At 54.4% G+C, this 20,610-nt stretch carries 22 protein-coding genes and 1 pseudogene; 5 read left to right on the top strand and 18 right to left on the bottom strand.

Annotation, left to right across the window (positions count from 1 at the left end; genetic code table 11):
- Window positions 1–156: 156 nt before the first annotated feature.
- The 3 genes from rsuA (at window position 157) to FKM52_RS08570 (ending at window position 2,705) form a co-directional block, all read left to right on the top strand.
- Window positions 157–861, top strand: coding sequence for a 16S rRNA pseudouridine(516) synthase RsuA (gene rsuA, locus FKM52_RS08580; protein WP_141175786.1), 705 nt, complete (start codon window positions 157–159; stop codon window positions 859–861).
- Between the two features lie 41 nt (window positions 862–902).
- Entirely contained in the window at window positions 903–2,108 is a 1,206-nt protein-coding gene (locus FKM52_RS08575) for a Bcr/CflA family multidrug efflux MFS transporter (protein WP_141175785.1), read from the top strand.
- A 255-nt stretch (window positions 2,109–2,363) separates the two neighbouring features.
- A complete protein-coding gene (locus FKM52_RS08570) occupies window positions 2,364–2,705 on the top strand; it encodes a YejG family protein (RefSeq protein WP_141175784.1) in 342 nt (113 codons plus the stop codon).
- Between the two features lie 17 nt (window positions 2,706–2,722).
- Here the strand turns inward: FKM52_RS08570 and yejF are convergent, their stop codons facing one another.
- From yejF to FKM52_RS08530, 8 genes are all read right to left on the bottom strand, one after another.
- Window positions 2,723–4,318: a microcin C ABC transporter ATP-binding protein YejF gene (yejF, locus tag FKM52_RS08565; RefSeq protein WP_141175783.1), complete on the bottom strand. Its 1,596-nt coding sequence runs from the start codon at window positions 4,316–4,318 to the stop codon at window positions 2,723–2,725.
- A 1-nt stretch (window position 4,319) separates the two neighbouring features.
- Window positions 4,320–5,345: an ABC transporter permease gene (locus FKM52_RS08560; RefSeq protein ID WP_141175782.1), complete on the bottom strand. Its 1,026-nt coding sequence runs from the start codon at window positions 5,343–5,345 to the stop codon at window positions 4,320–4,322.
- A complete protein-coding gene (locus FKM52_RS08555) occupies window positions 5,345–6,433 on the bottom strand; it encodes a microcin C ABC transporter permease YejB (RefSeq protein WP_141175781.1) in 1,089 nt (362 codons plus the stop codon). Before FKM52_RS08555 ends, FKM52_RS08560 begins: the two co-directional genes overlap by 1 nt.
- Before the next feature lie 9 nt (window positions 6,434–6,442).
- A complete protein-coding gene (locus FKM52_RS08550) occupies window positions 6,443–8,248 on the bottom strand; it encodes an extracellular solute-binding protein (protein WP_141175780.1) in 1,806 nt (601 codons plus the stop codon).
- 84 nt (window positions 8,249–8,332) lie between these two features.
- Window positions 8,333–9,904 carry a cyclic di-GMP phosphodiesterase gene (locus FKM52_RS08545; RefSeq protein ID WP_141175779.1) on the bottom strand — a complete coding sequence of 524 codons (1,572 nt, stop codon included), beginning with the start codon at window positions 9,902–9,904 and terminating at the stop codon, window positions 8,333–8,335.
- Window positions 9,905–10,130: 226 nt separating this feature from the next.
- A complete protein-coding gene (gene mepS / locus FKM52_RS08540; protein ID WP_141175778.1) occupies window positions 10,131–10,703 on the bottom strand; it encodes a bifunctional murein DD-endopeptidase/murein LD-carboxypeptidase in 573 nt (190 codons plus the stop codon).
- A gap of 489 nt (window positions 10,704–11,192) precedes the next feature.
- A complete protein-coding gene (locus FKM52_RS08535; RefSeq protein WP_141175777.1) occupies window positions 11,193–11,906 on the bottom strand; it encodes a phosphatase PAP2 family protein in 714 nt (237 codons plus the stop codon).
- Between the two features lie 43 nt (window positions 11,907–11,949).
- Window positions 11,950–12,927 (bottom strand): CobW family GTP-binding protein, encoded by a 978-nt coding sequence (locus tag FKM52_RS08530; protein ID WP_141175776.1) that lies wholly within the window; start codon window positions 12,925–12,927, stop codon window positions 11,950–11,952.
- A gap of 109 nt (window positions 12,928–13,036) precedes the next feature.
- On the opposite strand from FKM52_RS08530, the gene FKM52_RS08525 reads away from it, so the two are divergent.
- Window positions 13,037–13,327, top strand: a complete 291-nt coding sequence (locus FKM52_RS08525; protein ID WP_141175775.1) for a hypothetical protein — start codon at window positions 13,037–13,039, stop codon at window positions 13,325–13,327.
- A gap of 59 nt (window positions 13,328–13,386) precedes the next feature.
- Here the strand turns inward: FKM52_RS08525 and yeiP are convergent, their stop codons facing one another.
- On the bottom strand, window positions 13,387–13,959 hold the full coding sequence (gene yeiP / locus FKM52_RS08520) for an elongation factor P-like protein YeiP (RefSeq protein ID WP_141175774.1): 573 nt from the start codon (window positions 13,957–13,959) through the stop codon (window positions 13,387–13,389).
- Window positions 13,960–14,113: 154 nt separating this feature from the next.
- On the opposite strand from yeiP, the gene FKM52_RS08515 reads away from it, so the two are divergent.
- Entirely contained in the window at window positions 14,114–14,368 is a 255-nt protein-coding gene (locus tag FKM52_RS08515) for a YkgJ family cysteine cluster protein (protein ID WP_141175773.1), read from the top strand.
- Window positions 14,369–14,531: 163 nt separating this feature from the next.
- On the opposite strand, the gene FKM52_RS08510 is transcribed toward FKM52_RS08515, so the two are convergent.
- The 9 genes and pseudogenes from FKM52_RS08510 to FKM52_RS08475 all read right to left on the bottom strand — a co-directional run bounded on the left by FKM52_RS08510 (window position 14,532) and on the right by FKM52_RS08475 (window position 20,434).
- Window positions 14,532–14,912, bottom strand: a complete 381-nt coding sequence (locus FKM52_RS08510; protein ID WP_425462649.1) for a pentapeptide repeat-containing protein — start codon at window positions 14,910–14,912, stop codon at window positions 14,532–14,534.
- A 45-nt stretch (window positions 14,913–14,957) separates the two neighbouring features.
- Window positions 14,958–15,101, bottom strand: a pseudogene (locus tag FKM52_RS22205) (hypothetical protein); the annotation flags it as partial.
- Window positions 15,082–15,825 carry an ATP-binding cassette domain-containing protein gene (locus FKM52_RS08505; RefSeq protein WP_141175771.1) on the bottom strand — a complete coding sequence of 248 codons (744 nt, stop codon included), beginning with the start codon at window positions 15,823–15,825 and terminating at the stop codon, window positions 15,082–15,084. The gene FKM52_RS08505 and the pseudogene FKM52_RS22205, both read right to left, overlap by 20 nt.
- Window positions 15,822–16,553 carry an ABC transporter permease gene (locus FKM52_RS08500; protein WP_141175770.1) on the bottom strand — a complete coding sequence of 244 codons (732 nt, stop codon included), beginning with the start codon at window positions 16,551–16,553 and terminating at the stop codon, window positions 15,822–15,824. The genes FKM52_RS08505 and FKM52_RS08500 overlap by 4 nt, the downstream gene beginning before the upstream one ends.
- 10 nt (window positions 16,554–16,563) lie before the next feature.
- Complete coding sequence (locus tag FKM52_RS08495) at window positions 16,564–17,751, bottom strand: YcaO-like family protein (RefSeq protein ID WP_246085510.1); 1,188 nt, start codon at window positions 17,749–17,751, stop codon at window positions 16,564–16,566.
- Window positions 17,732–18,535: a SagB/ThcOx family dehydrogenase gene (locus tag FKM52_RS08490; protein WP_141175769.1), complete on the bottom strand. Its 804-nt coding sequence runs from the start codon at window positions 18,533–18,535 to the stop codon at window positions 17,732–17,734. The genes FKM52_RS08495 and FKM52_RS08490 overlap by 20 nt, the downstream gene beginning before the upstream one ends.
- Before the next feature lie 2 nt (window positions 18,536–18,537).
- Window positions 18,538–19,398, bottom strand: a complete 861-nt coding sequence (locus FKM52_RS08485) for an McbB family protein (protein ID WP_141175768.1) — start codon at window positions 19,396–19,398, stop codon at window positions 18,538–18,540.
- Window positions 19,399–19,447: 49 nt separating this feature from the next.
- Window positions 19,448–19,651: a hypothetical protein gene (locus FKM52_RS08480; RefSeq protein WP_377090469.1), complete on the bottom strand. Its 204-nt coding sequence runs from the start codon at window positions 19,649–19,651 to the stop codon at window positions 19,448–19,450.
- 513 nt (window positions 19,652–20,164) lie between these two features.
- Window positions 20,165–20,434: a hypothetical protein gene (locus FKM52_RS08475; protein ID WP_141175767.1), complete on the bottom strand. Its 270-nt coding sequence runs from the start codon at window positions 20,432–20,434 to the stop codon at window positions 20,165–20,167.
- Window positions 20,435–20,610 lie beyond the last annotated feature (176 nt).

Here is a 20,610-nt window from a genome sequence, read left to right as displayed (position 1 = left end):
GCGATAACGTATTGTGAAAACCGGCTTCCATTATGCCATGAAAGCGGGTGCGACGGCATTTCACTCTGTCAGCTGCCGGCAACTCCCGGTATACTGAGCGCTTCACATGCGCCAGAGCGCATCTCTCCAGGTCAGACAACAGGCATCAAATCAGTAATGCGACTCGATAAATTTCTTTCCCAACAACTGGAAGTCAGCCGGGCTATTGCCGCGCGCGAATTGCGGGCGAAACGCGTCACGGTGGATGGCGAAATCGTGCGCGACGGCGCGTTTAAAGTGCAGCCGGAGCACCAGGTGGAATATGACGGCAATCTGCTGCAGCTCCAGGTCGGCCCGCGCTACTTTATGCTGAATAAACCGCAGGGCTATGTCTGTTCCACCGAAGATCCCGATCATCCCACCATCCTCTGGTTTATTGAGGAGCCGACCGCCTGGAAGCTGCACGCCGCCGGACGGCTCGATATTGATACCACGGGCCTGGTGCTGCTGACCGACGACGGACAGTGGTCGCACCGGATTACCTCGCCGCGCCACCATTGCGAAAAAACCTATCTGGTGACGCTGGAATCGCCGCTGCGCGAGGATACCGCGCAGATCTTCGCAGCGGGCGTACAGCTGCACGGCGAAAAAGCGCCGACCAAACCAGCGGTGCTGGAAGCGCTAAGCGACACCGAGGCGCGCCTGACCATCAGCGAAGGGCGCTACCATCAGGTGAAGCGCATGTTTGCCGCGGTGGGCAATCACGTTGTCGCGCTGCATCGCGAGCGTATCGGCGCTATCGCGCTGGATGCGGCGCTGGAGCCGGGTGAATACCGTCCGCTGACCGCAGAAGAGATCGCCAGCGTCGGCGTGCCGCGTTAATGCGGCAAGGTTCAGCTTGTTGCGCAGCAGAGGGAAAATAAGTGGTCACAAAAGTTAAAAATTCAGCGGCGGGACTGGTAGTGATTCTGGGCCTGCTGGCGATGCTGATGCCCTTATCCATTGATATGTATCTGCCGGCGATGCCGGAGATCGCCAGGGAGTACGGCGTCAGCGCCGGCAGCGTGCAGATGACGCTCAGCGCCTATATTCTTGGTTTTGCGCTGGGCCAGCTGTTTTACGGTCCGCTGGCGGACAGCTTTGGCCGTAAGCCGGTGATTACCATCGGCACGCTGATTTTCGCCCTGGCGGCGGCGGCCTGCGCCATGTCGCAGAGCGTTGAGCAGCTCATTAATATGCGTTTTCTGCACGGCCTGTCGGCGGCGGCGGCCAGTGTGGTGATCAATGCGCTAATGCGTGATTCCTTCTCGAATGAGGAGTTTTCGCGCATGATGTCCTTCGTGATGCTGGTGACGACCGTAGCGCCGCTGCTGGCGCCGATCATCGGCGGCTGGCTGCTGGTGTTATGGAGCTGGCACGCAATCTTCTGGAGCCTGTCGCTGGCGGCGCTGGCGGTAACGCTGATGGTGGCGACGCAGATCAGGGAGACCCTGCCGAAAGAGCGGCGTCAGCGCTTTCACCTGCGCACTACGCTACGCAACTTTCTCTCGCTGTTTCGTCATAAGCGCGCCTTCAGCTATATGCTGGCCAGCGGCTTCTCTTTTGCCGGCCTGTTTTCCTTTCTGAACGCCGGTCCCTTCGTCTATATCGAGATCAACCACGTTTCGCCGCAGCATTTTGGCTACTACTTTGCGCTTAACGTGGTGTTTCTGTTTATTATGACGCTATTGAACAGCCGCTTCGTGCGTCGCTTCGGGCCGCTGGCGATGTTTCGCTTTGGCCTGGTGATTCAGTTTTTGATGGGCGCCTGGCTGCTGATCGTCAGCGCGCTGGATCTGGGCTTTCTGCCGCTGGTGTTTGGCGTGGCGCTGTTTATCGGCTGCGTGGCAATGGTTTCCTCTAACGCGATGGCGGTGATCCTCGATGAGTTTCCGCATATTGCCGGCACCGCCTCCTCGCTGGCGGGCACGCTGCGCTTCGGCGTAGGGGCGATTGTCGGCGCGCTGCTGTCGATGGCTGATTCCGTCAGCGCCTGGCCGATGGTCTGGTCAATTGCGCTCTGCGCGACCTTTTCGCTGCTGCTTTATTACTATGCCAGCCGCGCGCGTAAACCCGCCGCCGCAGGTTAACCTCTAAATATCCCTGGCGAAATCGTGACTTGTTGCTTATATGTTAAAGTATTCTCGCGTGAAAGTTGCGCAAATGAAGCAAAAATGGTTGTACCTGTTGGCTGAACGCGGTACATATAGCAGCAAAATGAGAGATAACTCTCAAAATTTATCACGATAACGCGCGCAGCGCGCTTTGCGCGGCCCGGTCGGCTGTTACCCGACGTTAAACGGGCCGGACAGGCCGCTGTGCATCAGATGCCCTGGGGATTGCATTTGAACACTTTACCGATGTCGGTTGTGCACCGCTTACCACAAAGCTATCGCTGGGCCGCTGGCCTGGCTGGCGGCGTGGTTGAGGCGCACACGCTAAATACGCTGGCGGCGGAGGACGATCTGATCGGCCTGCGCTTGCTGAGTCATGACGGCGCAAATGCCTGGGAAATCATGCAGAAGCTGCGCGCGCTGCTGGCGGAAATTCAGGTGGAGTGTACGTTAATGGAGTGGCAGGGCGAACCCTGCCTGTTTGTACAGCGTAGCGATGAGAGCGCCGCCACGGTGCGGCTGAAGAATCAGGGCGTCGCCATCGCTGAAACCTTTATTGCTCAGCCGGTCTGATCGCCCCGACGCGCGCATCAACCCAGGCTTTGCGCCATCAGCTGTCGGGTATACGCCTGCTGCGGGGTGGCGAAAAGCTGCGCGCATTCGCCCTGTTCAATGACCTCGCCCTGACGCAGCACTATCACCTGATGACAAAGCGCACGCACTACCTGCAGATCGTGACTGATAAAGATCCAGGCGATGCGATGCTCCCGCTGCAGTTTTTTCAGTAGCTCAAGGATCTGTTTTTGTACGGAGCGATCGAGCGACGAGGTCGGCTCGTCCAGAATAACCAGCTGCGGCTGCAGGATCAGCGCGCGCGCAATGGCGATACGCTGGCGCTGACCGCCGGAAAACTCGGCGGGATAGCGATGGCGCGTGGCGGGATCGAGCCCCACCTCCTGCATCGCTTCTATCACCTGTTCTTCCCGCTGCTGCGCCGTCAGCGCGGGGCGATGCACGCGCAGCCCTTCCTCTATGATTTGCAACACGCTCAGGCGCGGATTCAGCGAGGAGTTGGGATCCTGAAACACGACCTGCAGGCGCGGGCGCCAGGGCAGCATCTGACGGCGGCTCAGGTTTTGCAGCGGCTGCCCGGCAAAGCGAATCTCGCCCTGCGAGGCGATCAGCCGCAGCAGCGCCAGCCCGGTAGTGCTTTTGCCGGAGCCGGATTCGCCCACCAGACCCAGGCTTTCGCCGGGGCGCAGGCTGAAACTTAACCCTTTCACCGCGTGATGCTGATGGGTCACGCGCCGGAGCAGCCCACGCTTCACCGCGAAGGAAACCTGCAGATTCTTAACTTCCAGCAGGGGAGGCAGGCTGGCGTCGATCGGTTCCGGGCGGCCCGCCGGCTCCGCGTCTATCAGCTGACGCGTATAGGGATGCTGCGGCGCGGCAAACAGCCGATCGCAGCGGTTATGTTCCACGATTTTACCGTTTTGCATAACGCTGACGCTGTCCGCCAGCTGGCGCACGATATTGAAGTTGTGAGTGATAAACAGCAGCCCCATGTTCAGCTCCTGCTTCAGCTCTTTCAGCAGCGTCAGGATCTGCGCCTGTACGGTAACATCCAGCGCCGTGGTTGGCTCATCGGCAATCAGCAGCTCCGGCTGGGTCAGCAGCGCCATGGCGATCATCACGCGCTGGCGCTCGCCGCCGGAGAGCTGGTGCGGGTAATCGGCCAGACGGGCGCGGGCGTTGCGAATGCCTACCCGATCGAGACAGCTCAGCATCTCCGCGCGCGCCGCCTCGCGCCGCATGCCGCGATGCAGCGACAGCACTTCATACAGCTGTTTCTCCAGCGTATGCAGCGGGTTCAGCGAGACCATCGGCTCCTGGAAGATCATCGCCATGCGGTTGCCGCGCAGCTGCTGTAGCGTGCGCTCATCGGCGCGCAAAATATCTTTGCCGGCGAACAGAATTTCGCCCTGCGGCCAGAGCGCCGGCGGCGAGGGCAGCAGGCGCATTACCGACAGCGCGGTGATACTTTTGCCGGAGCCGGATTCGCCCACCAGCGCCAGGGTTTCGCCCGCCTCCACGGCGAGGGAGATATCATCCACTACCAGACGCTCGGCGCTGCCGCGGCGAAAAGCGATGCTGAGATGATTAATACTAAGCAGGGGAGAGGTCATATCATGATACCTTCGCGGGATCGAACGCGTCGCGCACCGCCTCGCCGATAAAAATCAGCAGCGACAGCAGTATCGCCAGGGTGAAAAAGCCCGCCAGGCCGAGCCACGGCGCCTGCAGGTTATTTTTCCCCTGCAGCAGCAGCTCGCCCAGCGAAGGCGAACCCAGCGGCAGGCCAAAGCCGAGGAAGTCGAGCGAGGTCAGCGTAGTGATCGAACCGCAGAGGATAAAGGGCAGCCAGGTCAGCGTCGCCACCATCGCGTTAGGCAGCATATGCCGCAGCATAATGCGGCTGTCGCTGACGCCAAGCGCCATCGCCGCGCGAATATAGTCAAAGTTGCGCGTGCGCAGGAATTCGGCGCGCACCACGCCTACCAGGCTCATCCAGCCGAAGGCGACGGTAATCGCCAGCAGCCACCAGAAACCGGGCTGAATAACGCTGGAGAGCATAATAATTAAAAACAGCGTCGGCATTCCCGACCAGATTTCAATAAGCCGCTGACCCAGCAGATCGACCCTGCCGCCAAAATAACCCTGCACGGCGCCGACCGTCACGCCAATCACGCTGGCGATCAGCGTCAGCATAAAGCCGAACAGCAGGGAAATGCGCGTGCCGTACAGGATGCGCGCCAGCACGTCGCCGCCGTTGGCATCGGTGCCGAGCCAGTTTTGCGCCGAGGGCGGAGAAGGGAACGGCACCGCAGTGGCGAAATTGATCGTGCTGTCGCTAAAGCGAATCGGCGCCCACAGCGCCCAGCCATTCTGCGCCAGACGCTGCTTTAGCCACGGGTCCTGATAGTCCGCGAGGGTGGCGAAAGGGCCGCCGAAATCGCTTTCGGTGTAGTCAAACAGCAGCGGGGCGTACCAGCGATCCTGATAGTGCACCAGCAGCGGCTTTTCGTTCGCCAGCAGTTCTGCGCCCAGGCAGAGAAGCGCAATCAGCATAAACAGCCACAGCGACCAGTAGCCGCGACGGTTCTCTCTGAAGCGTTGCCAGCGCGCCTGGTTAACCGGATTTAAACGGCTCATCAGCGTCCCTCGAAATCGATGCGGGGATCGACCAGCGTATAGGTCATATCGCTCAGGATATTGAGCAGCAGGCCGATCAGCGTAAAGATATACAGCGTGCCGAACATCACCGGATAATCACGCTGAATGGTGGCCTCATAGCCAAGCAGGCCGAGGCCGTTAAGGGAAAACATTACCTCAATTAGCAACGAACCGGTAAAAAACATGCTGATAAAGGCGGCAGGAAAGCCGGCAATCACCAGCAGCATGGCGTTGCGGAATACGTGACGGTAGAGAACTTTGTTCTCATCCAGCCCCTTGGCGCGCGCGGTAACCACATACTGTTTGCGAATTTCATCAAGAAAGGCGTTTTTCGTCAGCATCGTCAGGGTGGCGAAGCCGCTAATCACCGTCGCCAGCACCGGCAGGGCGATATGCCAGAAGTAGTCGCCGATTTGCGCATACCACGGCAGCGCGTCGAACTGCGGCGAGGTAAGGCCGCGCAGCGGAAACCAGTCGAAATAGCTGCCGCCGGCAAAAAGGACGATCAGCATAATGGCGAACAGAAACGCGGGTATGGCGTAGCCAATAATGATCAGGGCGCTGCTCCAGATATCAAAAGCGCTGCCGTTGCGCACCGCCTTTTTGATACCCAGCGGTATCGATACCAGATAGATAATCAGCGTGCTCCACAGGCCGAGCGAGGCGGAAACCGGCAGGCTCTCTTTAATCAACTGCACCACCGAGGCGCTGCGAAACAGGCTGTCGCCGAAATCGAAGCGGATATAGTTCCACAGCAGGTTAAAGTAACGCTCGTGCAGCGGCTTATCAAAGCCGTAGCGTTTGGTGATTTCCGCCACCACTTCCGGATCGAGCCCGCGCGAGCCGCGATACTGATTATCGCCGGGCGAGCTGTTCAGCGCGACGCGGTTGCCGACGGCGGCGTCGCTGCCGCCGGGCAATGCGCTGCTCTGTCCGAACTGTATGTTAGCGAGCGCCTGCTCTACCGGGCCGCCCGGCGCGATCTGCACAATAAAAAAATTCAGCGTAATAATTGCCCACAGCGTGGGAATAATCAGCAGCAAACGACGAATAAGATAAGCGCCCAAACCCACTCCTTAACGCCGCTGGGCCGGCAATTTCGCAGCTTTGTTAACATCGTACCACCAGTTTTCCAGCCCGACGGCATAGGCGGGCGCGATCGCCGGATGGGAAAATTTGTTCCACCAGGCGTAGCGATCGTTGGCGCTGTACCACATGGGAATGCGGTAGTAATTCCACAGCAGCACCCGATCCAGCGCGCGTCCCAGCGGCAGCAGCGCCGCCTTATCGCCCTGATGCGCCATAATACGATCGATCAGCGCGTCCAGCACCGGGTTTTTTACCCGCGCCTGGTTCCAGCTTGAATCGATAAACGGCGATTGCCATATCTGCCTCAGCGAACCGTTGGGCCAGGGCATGGCGTAATAATTGGACGGCACCATATCATAATCGCCCTGGCGCAGGCGCCGCAAATATTGCGAGCTGTCTACCTGGCGAATTTCCATGGTGATGCCGAGCCGCTTCAGGCTGTGCTGGAACGGCAGCACCCAGTTAAGCGCGCTGCCGCTGCGCACCAGCAGCTCAAAACGGAACGGCTTGCCGGCGGCATCGACCAGCTGGCGGTTTTTCAGCTGCCAGCCCGCCTGCTGCAACAGCGACAGCGCCCTGAGCAGGTTGCCGCGATCGTAGCCGCTGCCGTCGCTGACCGGCGGCTGAAAGCGTTCGCTAAACGCCTCGTCCGGGATTTTCCCTTTATAGGGCGCCAGAATTTCCAGCTCGGCGGCGTCGGGGTAATCGCGCGCGGCGTATTCGGTGTTCTGGAAGTAGCTGCTGCTGCGCTTATAGGAGCCATAAAACAGCGCCTTGTTCATCCATTCAAAATCAAACGCCAGCGTTAGCGCCTGGCGCACGCGGCGGTCGCTGAACAGCGGTTTCTCGTTGTTAAAGGCCAGCCAGACGGCATCGGTGGTGACCTGATTAGGGCGCGCTTCTTTAACAATCTGCTGTCGCTCAAAACTGTCGCCGCGATACTGCGTCGCCCAGTTTTTCGCCGAGCCTTCGGCGCGAAAATCGAAGGCGCCCGCCTTAAAGGCTTCGAAAGCGACATTATCATCCAGATAATAGTCGTAGCGAATGGTGTCGAAATTAAAGCGCCCTTTATTTACCGGCAGGTTAGCCGCCCAGTAATCCTGCACGCGCGAATAGGTGATGTACTGGCCGATCTTATAGGCGCTGATGCGGTAAGGCCCGCTGGAGAGCGGGGGATAGCCCAGCGGTTCGTTAAACTTACGGTTATGCCAGAACTTTTCCGCCAGTACCGGCAGGCTAAACAGGCCCAGCATCTGGCTTTTATCCGCCTTCGGCAGCTCAATGCGCACCGTCAGCCGGGAGATCGCCTTTACCTTTACGCCCTTATAAACCACGCGAAAAGCGGGGACGCCTTCGGTCATAAATTTTTCAAAGGTAAAAGCGACGTCCTGAGCGGTAATCGGCGTGCCGTCGTGGAAGCGCGCCTGGGGATTAAGCGTGATCTCCGCCCATTTAAAATCGGCGGGGTAGCGGGCGTATTCCGCAATCAACGGATAGTAACTGCCGATTTCATCATCGGAGGTGGTAAACAGGGTATCGTACAGCTTGTCGGTGCCGCTGCCGGGATTGCCGCGTGAGGCGTAAAGGTTAAAGTTATCGTAGTTGCCAACCACCGCCAGGGTGATTTTGCCGCCTTTCGGCGCGGCCGGGTTAGCATAATCGTAGTGATTAAAACCGGCCTCATATTTTGGCTTGCCCAGTTCGGAAAAGGCGTAGCTCTCGCGGATAATATCCGCCTGCGCGCTCAGCGACGCGCCGACGAAAAAGGTCAGTATCAACAGACGAAGTAACATCAGGTCAGTAAACTCCCGCATCAATAAGCGGCGCTCCGGTGCGCTCTGGTTGCCGACGCTGCATCGCTTTGGACGACGGCGGCATCAGGATAAAGCGGCCTGGCGCGTTTGCAAATAGCAAATCAGTTCATTAGGCGGTAACGGGCGGCTGAAAAGATAGCCCTGAAAGTGCGTTACGCCGCGTTTCAGCAGCCAGGCCGCTTGCTCCCCGGTTTCAACGCCTTCGGCGACGGTTTTAAGCTGCAGCTTGCGCGCCAGGTTCAGTACCGCATCCAGTACCGGCGAGGTGATGGTTTCCCTGCCGATGCTTTGCACGAAGCCGCGATCGATTTTCAGGTAATCGAAGCAGAACTTCTCCAGGTAGATCAGGTTGCTGTGGCCGGTACCGAAATCATCGATGGCGATGGTTATCTGACGCGCGTGCAGCCAGTCGAAGATCTCGGCCGCATTCTGTTCGGAAACCATGGTCCTTTCGGTGATTTCAAACACGCAGGCGAAATGATCCTGCGGCATGGCGGCGAGCCACTCCGTCACGTCCTGACGGAAACCGTTATCGGTGAGGTGTGCCGGCGCGATATTGATTCCCATTGTGGCGCCAGGCGGCAGATAGCGGCGCAGCAGCCAGGCATCGCGCGCCACCAGCGCAAACAGGTGGCGCGTCAGGGGGACAATCATATTCTGGCTTTCGGCGTAGCTGATAAAGGCATCGGGCGGGATCGGGCCGGTAACCGGATGCGTCCAGCGCAGCAGCGCTTCCACTCCGCAAACGCGTCCCGTGCGCGCCTCAATCAGCGGCTGATAAACCACATAAAACTCGTTGCGCTTAATCGCCTGCGAAATTTCTTTACCGGGACGATAGCGCAGCAGGAAAAACAGCCAGCAGCCTGACGCCGCCAGCATCGCCAGCAGCAGCCCTGCCAGCAGCGTTAAGACGATGTCGCGCGTCGGCAGCTCTTCGCCGTAGAGATAAAAAGTCAGACCATAAGCGGGCAGGCTGAACTGACGCAGCGATTCGGCGGGCAGCTGCGAGCGCGCCAGCAGCTGATTATTCCACAGCCGCAGCGCGGTATCGCCCACCGCCAGCGCCTGGCCGGTGATGCCTTCCTGGCGGGCCGCCAGCAGCAGCAAGGGCGCAATATTCAGATCCAGCGTGGTAACGATGCCTTCGTCCGGCACGTCGGGCCGCGACAGCCACAGCAGAAAGGTTGGGCGGTCAGGCACCATTGGCGTACCGGCGACCAGACGGATATCGCGGCTGCGCGAATAGGCCAGCGATGGGGAGATATTGCTAACCGGTATTCGAAGCGCGCCGGTGGCGGATGAGCACCAGATATCGCCGCGGCGCACCAGCAGGATAGTGCGAATGCCGTTGGTGAAGGCGGCGCGGGCGCCAAGATCGTTACTGATGCCCTCGCAGCTGTCATTGTTATAGGGCAGCAGCGGCAGCAGCTTTTTTTCAAGCGTGCCGAAGGTTTTCTGCAGATAGCGTTTACTGGCGTCAGCCAGCCGATCGTGCTGCTCTGCGCGTTTCTGCTGGATAATAAACAGCGTAACGGCGCTAAAAAGCAGAAAAAAAACAAGGCCGGCTGCGGCGCTAAATCCGGCTATCCGGCGTGGATAAGCGGCATGGCGCTTGATAACTTTGGTTAACGGCATGGAACATCGTCTCTCGCTTCAGGCCAGCTTTTATTGTAAAAGGCTGCGTAACCGCCGCCGTTAATAACGCCGGAGGATATAACGAGTCGGGATATAAAGTCTCGTTATTCCGCTTAACGGCTGTGGCAGCATATTTATCCGGATATAAAGCTTCATGCGAAAAAAAACGCTGCCGGGGCAGCGTTTCTCTGTGCTCATTAAATAAAATAAGGGCTTCAGGGAGTGATTAACTTTGCGTTCTGCTCAGTACGCGTCGTGCTTCCCGATAGCGGTTTTTCCAGTAGGCGTCATTAAGACTGGAAATCATTACGCCGCTGCTGGTTGAGGCATGCACGAAATTATCATTGCCCAGATAAATACCTACGTGTCGCCCGGTAGAGCCGGAGCGAAACAGCACCAGATCGCCGGGGCGCAGCTTACCGCGCGCCACCTGATGGCCGGTATCCTGCTGTTCCCAGGTAGAGCGGGGCAGATCCAGACCAAACTGCTCACGGAAGGTTAGCTGAACAAAAGCGGAACAGTCGACGCCGCGCTTGGTGGTGCCGCCAAAACGATAGCGCACGCCTTTCCAGTCGGCGTATTGTTCCAGAATGCGCGATTTAATATCGACATTCTGCACCATTTGTTCAAATTCATCCTGAGACGCTTGCAGTAAAAAACCGTTGTGGTTATTAACTGCATGGGTCTCAGTTTGTTCGTTCTGTCCGTGATGACCACTACATGCCGAGAGTAATGTCGCCAGCGCGACAGCGGGGATTGCCCGCAAGACATATCTCAGAAAAGGTTGAGACTTGACCATTATGTTTATTATCCCTTGAAGTCCTTACGACCTGAGGCCGCTGATTAATGAGCAAAACGGCATGAGAATAATTACAGCGACGACATAAGACAATTTCTGAATCTTTAAAATGTGTAAACCCGCACATTTTTTTCCTCAGAAGTTGCATTTTTACCTTCGCTTATCTCAGGCTTTGGCTGAAGTTACACGATTGCAAGCCGCATGGCGAGCGGTTTTACGCACTTTTTTTCAGGTTTTTTTGTTGCGAAATCAATATGTAATCATTTGGTTAATTTATCGACAATTATGAAGAGATAATGGCGGGATTAGCGTGGCTTTTCGGGCTTAATTTGGCGGATAGCGAGGGATTGAGACAAAAGCCACTGGACAAAAAGCTGCCAGATATAATATGCGCTTAAGATTGTTGATTAATTCTGTTAATTGTTCATTAGCACACTAATGGTAAAGCGCTAAAAAAAGCCCGCCGGTAATTATTCCGACGGGCCGGTTTTAGCGGGTTTTGCCCGGCTTATATTTACCGGGCAGCGTGCGGTAAAGCCAGTTAACCAGCAGGTCGCTGGCCGGCGTTATCAGCCACCAGCTCATCCCGACCAGCACCACCGACAGCGAACCTACCGCCACGTCGGTAAACCAGTGGGCGCCGGCCATAATGCGCGGCAGGGAAAACAGCACCGCAATCAGCAGCGCTACCAGAAACGCCCTGATGCCAAAATAGCGCAGCATAAAGCAGGCAAAAATAATCAGCATCATGCCGTGATCGCCAGGGAAGCTGTCTTTCGATGCGTCCTTTGCCGGAATGCCGGTCAGCTCGCTTACGCGCCAGACGTTGTCGAAAAACAGCGTCGGGCTGGAGTGCTGTACCGGCAGCAGGTGGCCCAGCTGATTCAGGATCACCGCCGTCAGCAGCATACAGATGCCGATAGCCAGCATCCGACGCCGGCCTTCAGGCGATTCCCGGCGCCAGAAAGACCAGTAAAGCAGCCCCATCGCCAGCAGAGAAACCGCATCAAAACCGCGAAAGTTAGCAATCGCCAGAGCGAAAGCGAAAGCGTGGCTGGTGGCCATATGCTGGTTGAACCAGAAAAAGATCGATTTATCGATGCCGAACCAGGGGCCGTGATTTCCCGGCAAATACCAGGATAAAAATAGCGCTGCCCCGACCAGATTCAGCAGCAGAATAACCGCTAACCGTTTTGCGTTCATAGGGTCTCAAGTCAATAGTCGAAAATAACGTTGTAAAGTAACGTTAACTGTTTAAACGGAGTTTCAACAGTTCGCTTTGCAGCTGGTTCCAGTCAGCGTCGCTGTGGTGAATAATTTCAATACGACTGTCCGGCGGCGGCGTCTGACGCGTTTCAATATGGAAATCAGCGCCCTGGCGGTTAATGCTGACGGCGCCTTCAGCAATACGCATCACCCCTTTAACACGTTCAACCGGCGCCAGCCGCGCCCACTCCAGGATGCCGACGGTATCAAACAGGGTATCGCTGTTGAATGCCCAGCCGCAGGCATAATAACCCTGTCCCTGATTAAAGGCGCGCCGCCAGGGCGCGTGGCGATCGAGGCGTAACGCAGCGAGGCCGGAACCGCGCTGATGCTGATGATGAGCCTCTCCCTGCGGCAGCGTACGCAGGTTGCGTCGGGGCTGATCCAGCAGCGCAGGATCGATGCGGCCATATTCGGTACAAATTAGCTGACGGGCGCCCTGATGTTCGGTTTGCCACTGCGCCAGCGCCTGACGATCTTCTTCCTGCCAGCGATCCTGCTTGTTAGCGATAATAATATCCGCCGCCGCCAGCTGATCGCGAAAGTTTTCATTTTCACGGATGCGCGCGTCGCTTAGCTGACGCGGATCGAGCAGCGCCAGCGACGCCTGCAGCGTCAGCCAGGGCTGATAGGCTTCGGCGCTCAGCATCGCCAGAATCTGTTTGGGGTGGCCTAAGCCGGTAGGTTCAATCAGCAGGCGATCAAACTGATGCTGACGTAGCAGCATGTTCAGGCCAACCTGCATCGGCAGACCGTTAACGCAGCACATGCAGCCGCCGGGAATCTCTTTCAGCAGCGCGCCGCTTTCGGCCAGCAGCGCGCCATCAATGCCGATTTCGCCAAATTCGTTGACCAGTATCGCCCAGTTTTCGTGCGCCGGCTTATGCGCCAGCAGATGCAGCAGCGTGGTGGTCTTACCGCTGCCGAGAAAGCCGGTAATAAGGTTGACCAGAATCATCTTTTTCTCCGTATTTTTACGACTTGTCATTTTTTTATTTATGAAATTAAAATATATGCCGTTATTTAAGAGTATGGAAAAACCATTAACAGGCGTCACGGAGCGACACATGAAATATATTGTTTTACCTTTTCTACTACTTTTTTCTTCTTTGGCCAGCGCATCTTCCAGCGGTACGGTGTTTATTTCCGGCGTGATCGGCGGGGGCGGCATATGCGACCTGTCGCTGGAATTGCAAACGCTGCGCAGCATCTGTTTTCGTGGCGGGCGGCTGGAAACGCTGTCTATGCCGGTAGTTGATTTCGCACAGCAACAGCAGCTGGAGCCGCTTGATAAGGCCGATCTGAACTGGCTCGATAAGCAGCAAAGCAAAGCCGTATTGGTCATCAGCTACCGCTAATTTCCGATTGCTGTTCTGGATGCCCCGACAGTTAACTCACTGCCGGGTCGATTTGTTGCTTACTCAGCACGGCCCATATAGCGGCGTTCGGCGATATGAATGCGGATTTTGTCGCCGTTGCTGAGGTATTCCGGCACCTGTATCGACAGGCCGGTGCTCATTGCCGCTGGTTTGGTACGGGCGCTGGCGGACGCGCCTTTGATGCCGGGCGCGGTATCGACAATTTCCATATCCACGGTTTGCGGCAGCTCCAGCGCCAGCACCTGACCATCCATCGTCAGCACCTGCATGCCCGGCATGCCGCCTTCAGGAATAAACAGCAGTTCTTCTTCTATTTGATCTTTCTTAAAGCTGTAGGGCGTATAGTCTTCATCATCCATAAAAACATATTCATCGCCGTCCACGTAGGAGAAGGTGACCGAACGACGGCTGAGTGAAATCGCATCCAGCATATCGTCGCCTTTAAAACGTTCTTCTACTTTCATGCCGGTGCGGATATCGGTGAAACGCATCTTATACAGCGTGGCGGCGCCGCGCGCGCTGGGGCTTTGAATATCAATATCTTTTACCAGCAGCAGCTTACCGTTCCAGGTGACGGCCATTCCGCGTTTAATTTCGTTAGCTTTTGGCATGTTGGCTCTCTCTGTTTCTCGTAATAATAAAGAATCGCGACAAAGTACGCCTGGGAGAGGGATCAGGCAAGATCCTGCGCTAATTTTTAGCGATGCGCATAGCATTTAAGGATACGGGCTGCTATTGTCGCGCAGTTTTCATAAGGGGAAAGGTATGGAATGTCGCACCGCCTGCGGCGCCTGTTGTACGGCGCCGTCTGTTTCATCGCCGATTCCCGGTATGCCGCACGGCAAGCCGGCCAATACGTCCTGCGTGCAGCTGGATGAGCATCTGCGCTGTAAGCTTTTCGGCTCGCCGTTGCGCCCTAAGGTATGCGCCAGCCTGCAGCCTTCCGCCGAAATGTGCGCCTCAACGCGCGAGCAGGCGATGACATGGCTGCTGAGGCTGGAAGCGGCTACCGCTCCCTGAACGGCTGGCGTTGCAGGAAAGCGCGCGCTGAGCGGCGGCTGGCTCTGAATGCAAAAGATGGCCGTAATGCCCGCAGGATTCGCCGCCCGGCTTTTGCGGCGGCGTAACGCCGTAGCCCCGGCAGCGTAAACCGCAACGGGGCAGGCGCATTGCAGGCTACCCGTCAGGAGTTGGAAATAAAAATTTTCATTCTCTTAAGGATGCGGTTGCCCGCGGTCTGGGGCAGTTTGATATCGGTTAAGGTATTGATCAGCGGATTGAGATCGAGCCCCTCGGTATCGCTGAAGTCGCAGCGGGTAAGGTTGGTCTGCCGAAATTCGCAGTCAGAAAAGGTGGAATCCTGGAAGAGGCTATTTTTGAGGTTGCACTCTTCGAAAGCGCACTCTTTGAAGGCGTTGTTGATAAACTCGGCCTTCTGTAAATCAAGCCTGATGAAATCAACGTATCTGAGCCGGCAATCGTAAAATGATACGGAATGGGGGAAGGTCAGCGCGTTAAAGGAAATTCCCTGCAGCAGGCAATTACGGAAAGTGACATCGTTCATTCTTGTCAGCGACTGAAACACCTGGCTGATGACGCAGCCTGTAAACCTGCAGTCCTCAAATTCATACTGCCGCAAGCGGATATTTTCAAAGACGCAGCCGGTGAAATCACAGTCAGCAAAAATTCGCTCTGCGCTGGATGCATCCCTTAAGCGCGCGCCGGCATATACCTTACCGTTGTGATAAGCCATGGTCTCTCCCGGTCATAACTTCGTTAAGAAATGCCTCATCAGGGGTACGGGCGTTGCCATGCGCCATAAACGCATTGATATCCGCGTGCCGTGTTATCCCGTTTCGCGACAGCATCAGGAACGGAATCTCCCTGCGGGTGAGTTCGTCAAAGATGTGGGTGGAAAAGAACACGGTACGGCCCTCGGCGACCACTCTGTCTATAAGCTGCCAGATCAGCATCCTGTACTGTATATCTATGCCGACCGTTGGTTCATCAAGTATGATCAACCGGGCGCGATCGCAAAGGCCAAGCATTAATGAGATAAGCAACCATCTTTTTTCACCGTAGCTTATGGCATAGGTTCGCCTCGATCTGATTTTTTCGTAGCGACTAAAAAACTCATCGCTCCAGCGCGCTCTGAGGCTTTTATTTGCCTGGCGCGCGCTAATATTATTAAAGCAGCAAATCAGTTCGAAAACTTCATAATTTTTAAGCGTGCCTGATAAGTTAATTACCTGTGGAAGCGAGATAAGTTCAGCAGGAGAAAATCCTCGGCGTAGATTACCAAGGTAATCATTACGCACGCCCTTGATAATATTAAACAGCGTGGTTTTACCTGCGCCGTTTTCCCCCAGCAGCCCCAGCAGCTGTCCGCTCTCTATATTAAAATTTAAATGGTTTAGAACAGGCCGGTTATTGCTGTAGGCAAAGGATAGATTTTCAGCAACTATCAGGCTACTCATTGGGTGCTCCATACCGGCTCCGTCCTGAATCGGTAAACGGTCAGCAGGCTGCTCAGCAGCATCAAACAGTAAAATAACAGGGCGCCGGTTGAAAATAATGGTGATTTACCTTCTGAAAGCCAGGCGGAGTAAATTAACAGCGGATTGACGCTATTAGTCAATGAGATTACCGCCATCTCTTTCTTCAGCGCTATCATGCCGAAAAGCATAAACATCATAAGCAATACCGAAAAGATAATGTTGGCCGTTGGAAAGGTGACGGGAAGACCCGCAAGCCAGGTAAAAGCCGGCATAATCAGGATGGATAACACCATGCCTGACAGAAGCAGGCGCAGAAACTCTTCGCCAGGCGTGACCTGAAAGCCGATAAATACAATAGCCATAAAAAAGGTCAGGTAGATAAACAGCATAACCAGCGATGCCAGCATCTGAGAGAGGATAAAAATAAATTTGCTGGCCCGGTTGTAAATAAAGGTGGCGACAAAGCCGCTTTCCCGACGCCCGATAAGATAAAGACAATAGCTGAAAAGAATGACAGACAACGAAATGTAACCTATAAACCATCCGACCTGTTGCAGCAGCCACTGCTTATCACCCGATTTTCTGTCGATATCGTCGAAGTGCATAAAGAAAAAAAGCACCGCAGGTGAAATCACGCTCCAGATAACGCCGAGGGGCGTTCTGAGCTGTTCTTTTAAAAATATGCCTGTCATTTTGGCGATTTTCATTTCGCTTTCCTTATGGAAAAGGCACCATCACGCGTTCTCTGCCAGCTAAGCCTGTTCCCTGCGTATACAGGCTGTTGTTGAGATTGACGGGAGAGGAGTTATCCATATGCATGAACAGATCCGGGCTAAGCGCTTTGGTATACCATAGCATACCTGTCGGCGTCTTTTCCCGTGCGCAATAAAGGAAAAGATGGGGCGTCAAATGCCTGAAATAGTCCACAACCGTTTTGTAGCGGGGCGTTGTCGATACCTTGTGCTGGTGGAAAGTGGTGCTATCTAAAAGAGCGCGGTAGGTTTCATACTTATTACACTTCATAAAATGGATTTGATAACGATCGATTAACTCTTCCTCCTCATAGTCGCCAATGATAAAGTTATGCATGCAAATATAGGACTGCCATAGCTCGATCAGCGATTTTTCCACGGCTTTTTCCTTATTCATTGAATATGACAGGCCGGCGCCGTACTGAATGCTGTTCCCCTTTTTATGCGTTCCATAGAGGCTGAGAATAACGTAGCCCGGCGCGCCGGGAAGCGTTATATCTAATACCGTCAGGCTGCCTTCCGTGCGCAGATTACGGATTAACTCGCCGATATACTCATTAGCCGTCGACGTAGTCAGCCGGACCTCTTCTTTGGCCACGCCGGTCAGCCAGTAAATCAGCAACGCCTGACGTTCCAACAGTTCGCCAAGCGATCCGTTAACCGCCTGATGAAAATCCACATGGCAGCTGCATCCACAGGTATCGCGGAATGGGTAAAACCGGCAATCTTCCCTGACCGAGACATTTTCAAGCGTTATAAATATGGTTGGTATCTCCGCTTTCTCCAGCGTGAACATATTGACAACATGGCTGGCGTTAAAGTTATGCCGCTTTATTGCATCTTCGTCTTCTGCGGATGTCTGTTTCAGCACCTTAATAAAAGCCTGCGCCCAGCTTTCCGGCATCATATCCACAATTTTTTTCTGTGAAGCGGGAACAATTTCATTGAAAAAATGTTTCCGCTCCAGATATTCGCCTATGGCGCCCTGCAACGATTTTAATGAGCTGCCGACGGCGCTGGCAGGCGATATTCTTTCATAATCCCATATCTGGGCGATAGATGGGGTCAGACGGGAAAGTTTTGGCGACATCACAATAGATGCCGGCCACGATGACATTATATTGCTATATAAATTAATCATGGGCTTTTCCAAAAAATTGAATAATCAGGGGCGTGGCGGTACGTATGTCCACATTCAGCATTTTACTTACGTAACTATCGGTAAAAGCGGACCAGACACGATTTTCCAGACCAAGTCGATCAGAAACCATACATGCGCTCTGGTACATGGCGCCAGCTTCCATTAACGCCATCCGATATCCACGGTAACGGTATTTAAACAGCGCTTTTTCAAACACCATAAAATAGACCAGCGCAAAGTGCGGGTTTCCCAGCCTGGCGGGATCGCCGCCGCTTAACGCTTTATATAAGGAGCCGATATCGGCCTCTCCCGCCGACTCCAGCGCGCGGCTGACAGGCAGATAATGATAAACGTTTGCGCCTGCTGGCCAGCCGGTAAAACTATCGGAAAGGCGGCACAGAAAAATTTCCAGCGGATATTGCGCTCCGGCTGAAGGATAGGGGCGACGTACAGCAGCGCTTTCCGCCGGGCTGAATGCGTTATGCAGCAGCGTGGCGACCTGCTGGAATGCGACAATGTCGCCGTCAGAAAAATAGAGGCCGGAAGGTTTCCTTGCCGGAAATACGCTTACCTCGCTTTCGATGTGGTGGTCAGGAGAAAAGCCTGGCCTGAAATGGATCTCCTTATTTTCAAATTGCAGCAGCTTTTCCGCCGGCACGGCCGAAACATAGGTTCTTCCGGCCGTTTCCACCAGTGAGGTAAAGTGGCTTAGCGTATGAAAACGCTTTACCCGATCCAGAACATCCTGGTCGCTATAGTGGGTAATTTCCATTAGTGCCGTTTCGTACTCTTGCATAATTAACCCCCGATGCAGTCGCAGGCGTACCAGTGGATTACCGGTTCACGATTAAGCCTGCAGGTTACCAGGTCGGCGCTGACTGAAGACATAAAGGTATCGACATGCAGGTTCACAAGGCTATTTCCTGCCAGCTCCTGCAATCTTCTTTTAATCAGGTGACGTGAAAACTCTCTTTCGGTTTTCCTGACGGCGACAGCGGGAAGCGCTATTTTTCTCTCATCCAGCAGGTTAAGCAGCTTTCCCCACGATTGTTCATTTTGACCAAAGCTTTTTATTTCCCGGTTCAGCCATCTTTCAAGATGACAGTTATGGCAGGGCGTACCCAGTTCAGGAGAATAGACGCCGTCTATCCTGAATATCTCTTTCTGATAGTAGCTTTGTATAAATGCAATATTGCGTTGTTGCTTCAGCGCGGCGTACACATTATTAATTAACGGCCGGCGATAATTTTCAAGATGTATCCACACCAGCGTGTTATCCGGCAGCGCCGGTGGGATATCGCTGACGGGCGAGACGCCGCAGATATCGATGCCCTCACAGCGCCAGCTGTCAGCCTCTTCGCTGAACAGGCTTAAGTTATCTGAAATAATCTGAACCTGCGTCCATAACTCCTGCTGGCTGGACGGTTTTTTCTTTATCAACCCGTTATCAAGCAGAAACGACAGGCCGGTATCGGCACGAATATGATACTTTTCAAACAGATCGTTAAGTTCTTCCTCCTGAAACCAACCCGGTTTTAAGCTTAATTTTTCAAGGAGTTGTTTCATACCCTCATGTTCGATATCAACAGAAGATAGGTATGAAATAACCAGCGTCTTTTCATCCTGTTTTGCCAGTTCATATGGCATGACGATAAGCATATTCACTCCTTTATTTATCAGGGGGCGGCCGCCGCCCCCATTATCTTATTTATATTTTTACCGGTCCGCTGCCGCCGCTACCGCCGTTGCCGCCGCTACAACCATTACCGCAGCCGCCGCATGCGCCTCCTGAGCCTCCGCAATGGCCGCCGCCGTTCGCGAAAGATAAGGGCGCCTGCTGTGACATTCTGAGAATATCGACGGCAAGGACCGTTCCGAACTCATTTTTTTTCGTGCAGTTCATTTTCATCATAATTGTCCTTATCTGTTTTTTAACCAGGGAGCGTACATAATTACCAGGTACGCCAGTAAAACATGAGTTATTTATCAAATTTAATCAACAGACAGCAAAAAAAGGATTTTTTATCTTAATAAGCTATTTTTTAATCTTTTAGAAATTAACTGGAGATGCGTTCAATTTCGCCGCGTGGCGTGTTACATAAGTTTAGTTTCCTGGTGAAAACATAAGGGTTCTATTACTTCCAAAAATAAAAAGGCGTAAGCCAGTACTTTATTTTGTTTTTCTGAAAAAATCGATGTTTTAACTGTTGGATAGATCACGTTTAACTCCTGAGCAAATGTGAAATTGTGCCGGCGTTACAAATAGCGCCGTCGATAGCGGAATGGGTTTATATTTGTTTGATAACTTTTACTATTCTTCCTGGGAATACCATTTTATGCTTATTTATATGGGGGAGTTATTCTGATTAACTGCAATAAGGTGATGAAGCGAAGCGTAACGATATTATTGCAGACCAGGATTAATCTACTCTATGGAAATTAACAGGATATGTAGCGCCATCATTACATATAACCGGCCCTGCCGTAACGCAAAGCAGTGAGAATATAGCTCAGACGGCTTTACAGGTGCAGCGGCCGGCAAAAGTAACGGCGATTTGCTTTTCTTCGCTGTGAGCGTTTCCCCAGCGCCGTCTGAATCCGTAAAGCGGCAGGGCAGATGTTTTCTTGCCTGCGCGTCAGCGGTTGCCAGCGTATCGGGCGCTGAATATCCATCCTGCGCGCCGGTGGCAGTCATTCTTATCATCCTTCAACAGGCCGCCCTGAAAAGCAGGGCTGCGCAATGGGCCAAAGGGGCGCCCGTAGCGTAGCAATTCGTTGCAACAGCGAATGGATAACCTGCCGCGCCTTCGGCGCGTAGCCAGGGAAAAATCGCCGGACGCTGGCTAAGCAGGGAGAAATCATCGACGCCGG

It is taken from the genome of Mixta tenebrionis, from assembly GCF_006517625.1.
In the GTDB taxonomy this organism is placed as follows: Bacteria; Pseudomonadota; Gammaproteobacteria; order Enterobacterales; family Enterobacteriaceae; genus Mixta; species Mixta tenebrionis.
The sequence above is the reverse complement of the archived record's forward strand: the minus strand, read 5'-3'. Positions and strand labels throughout refer to the sequence as shown.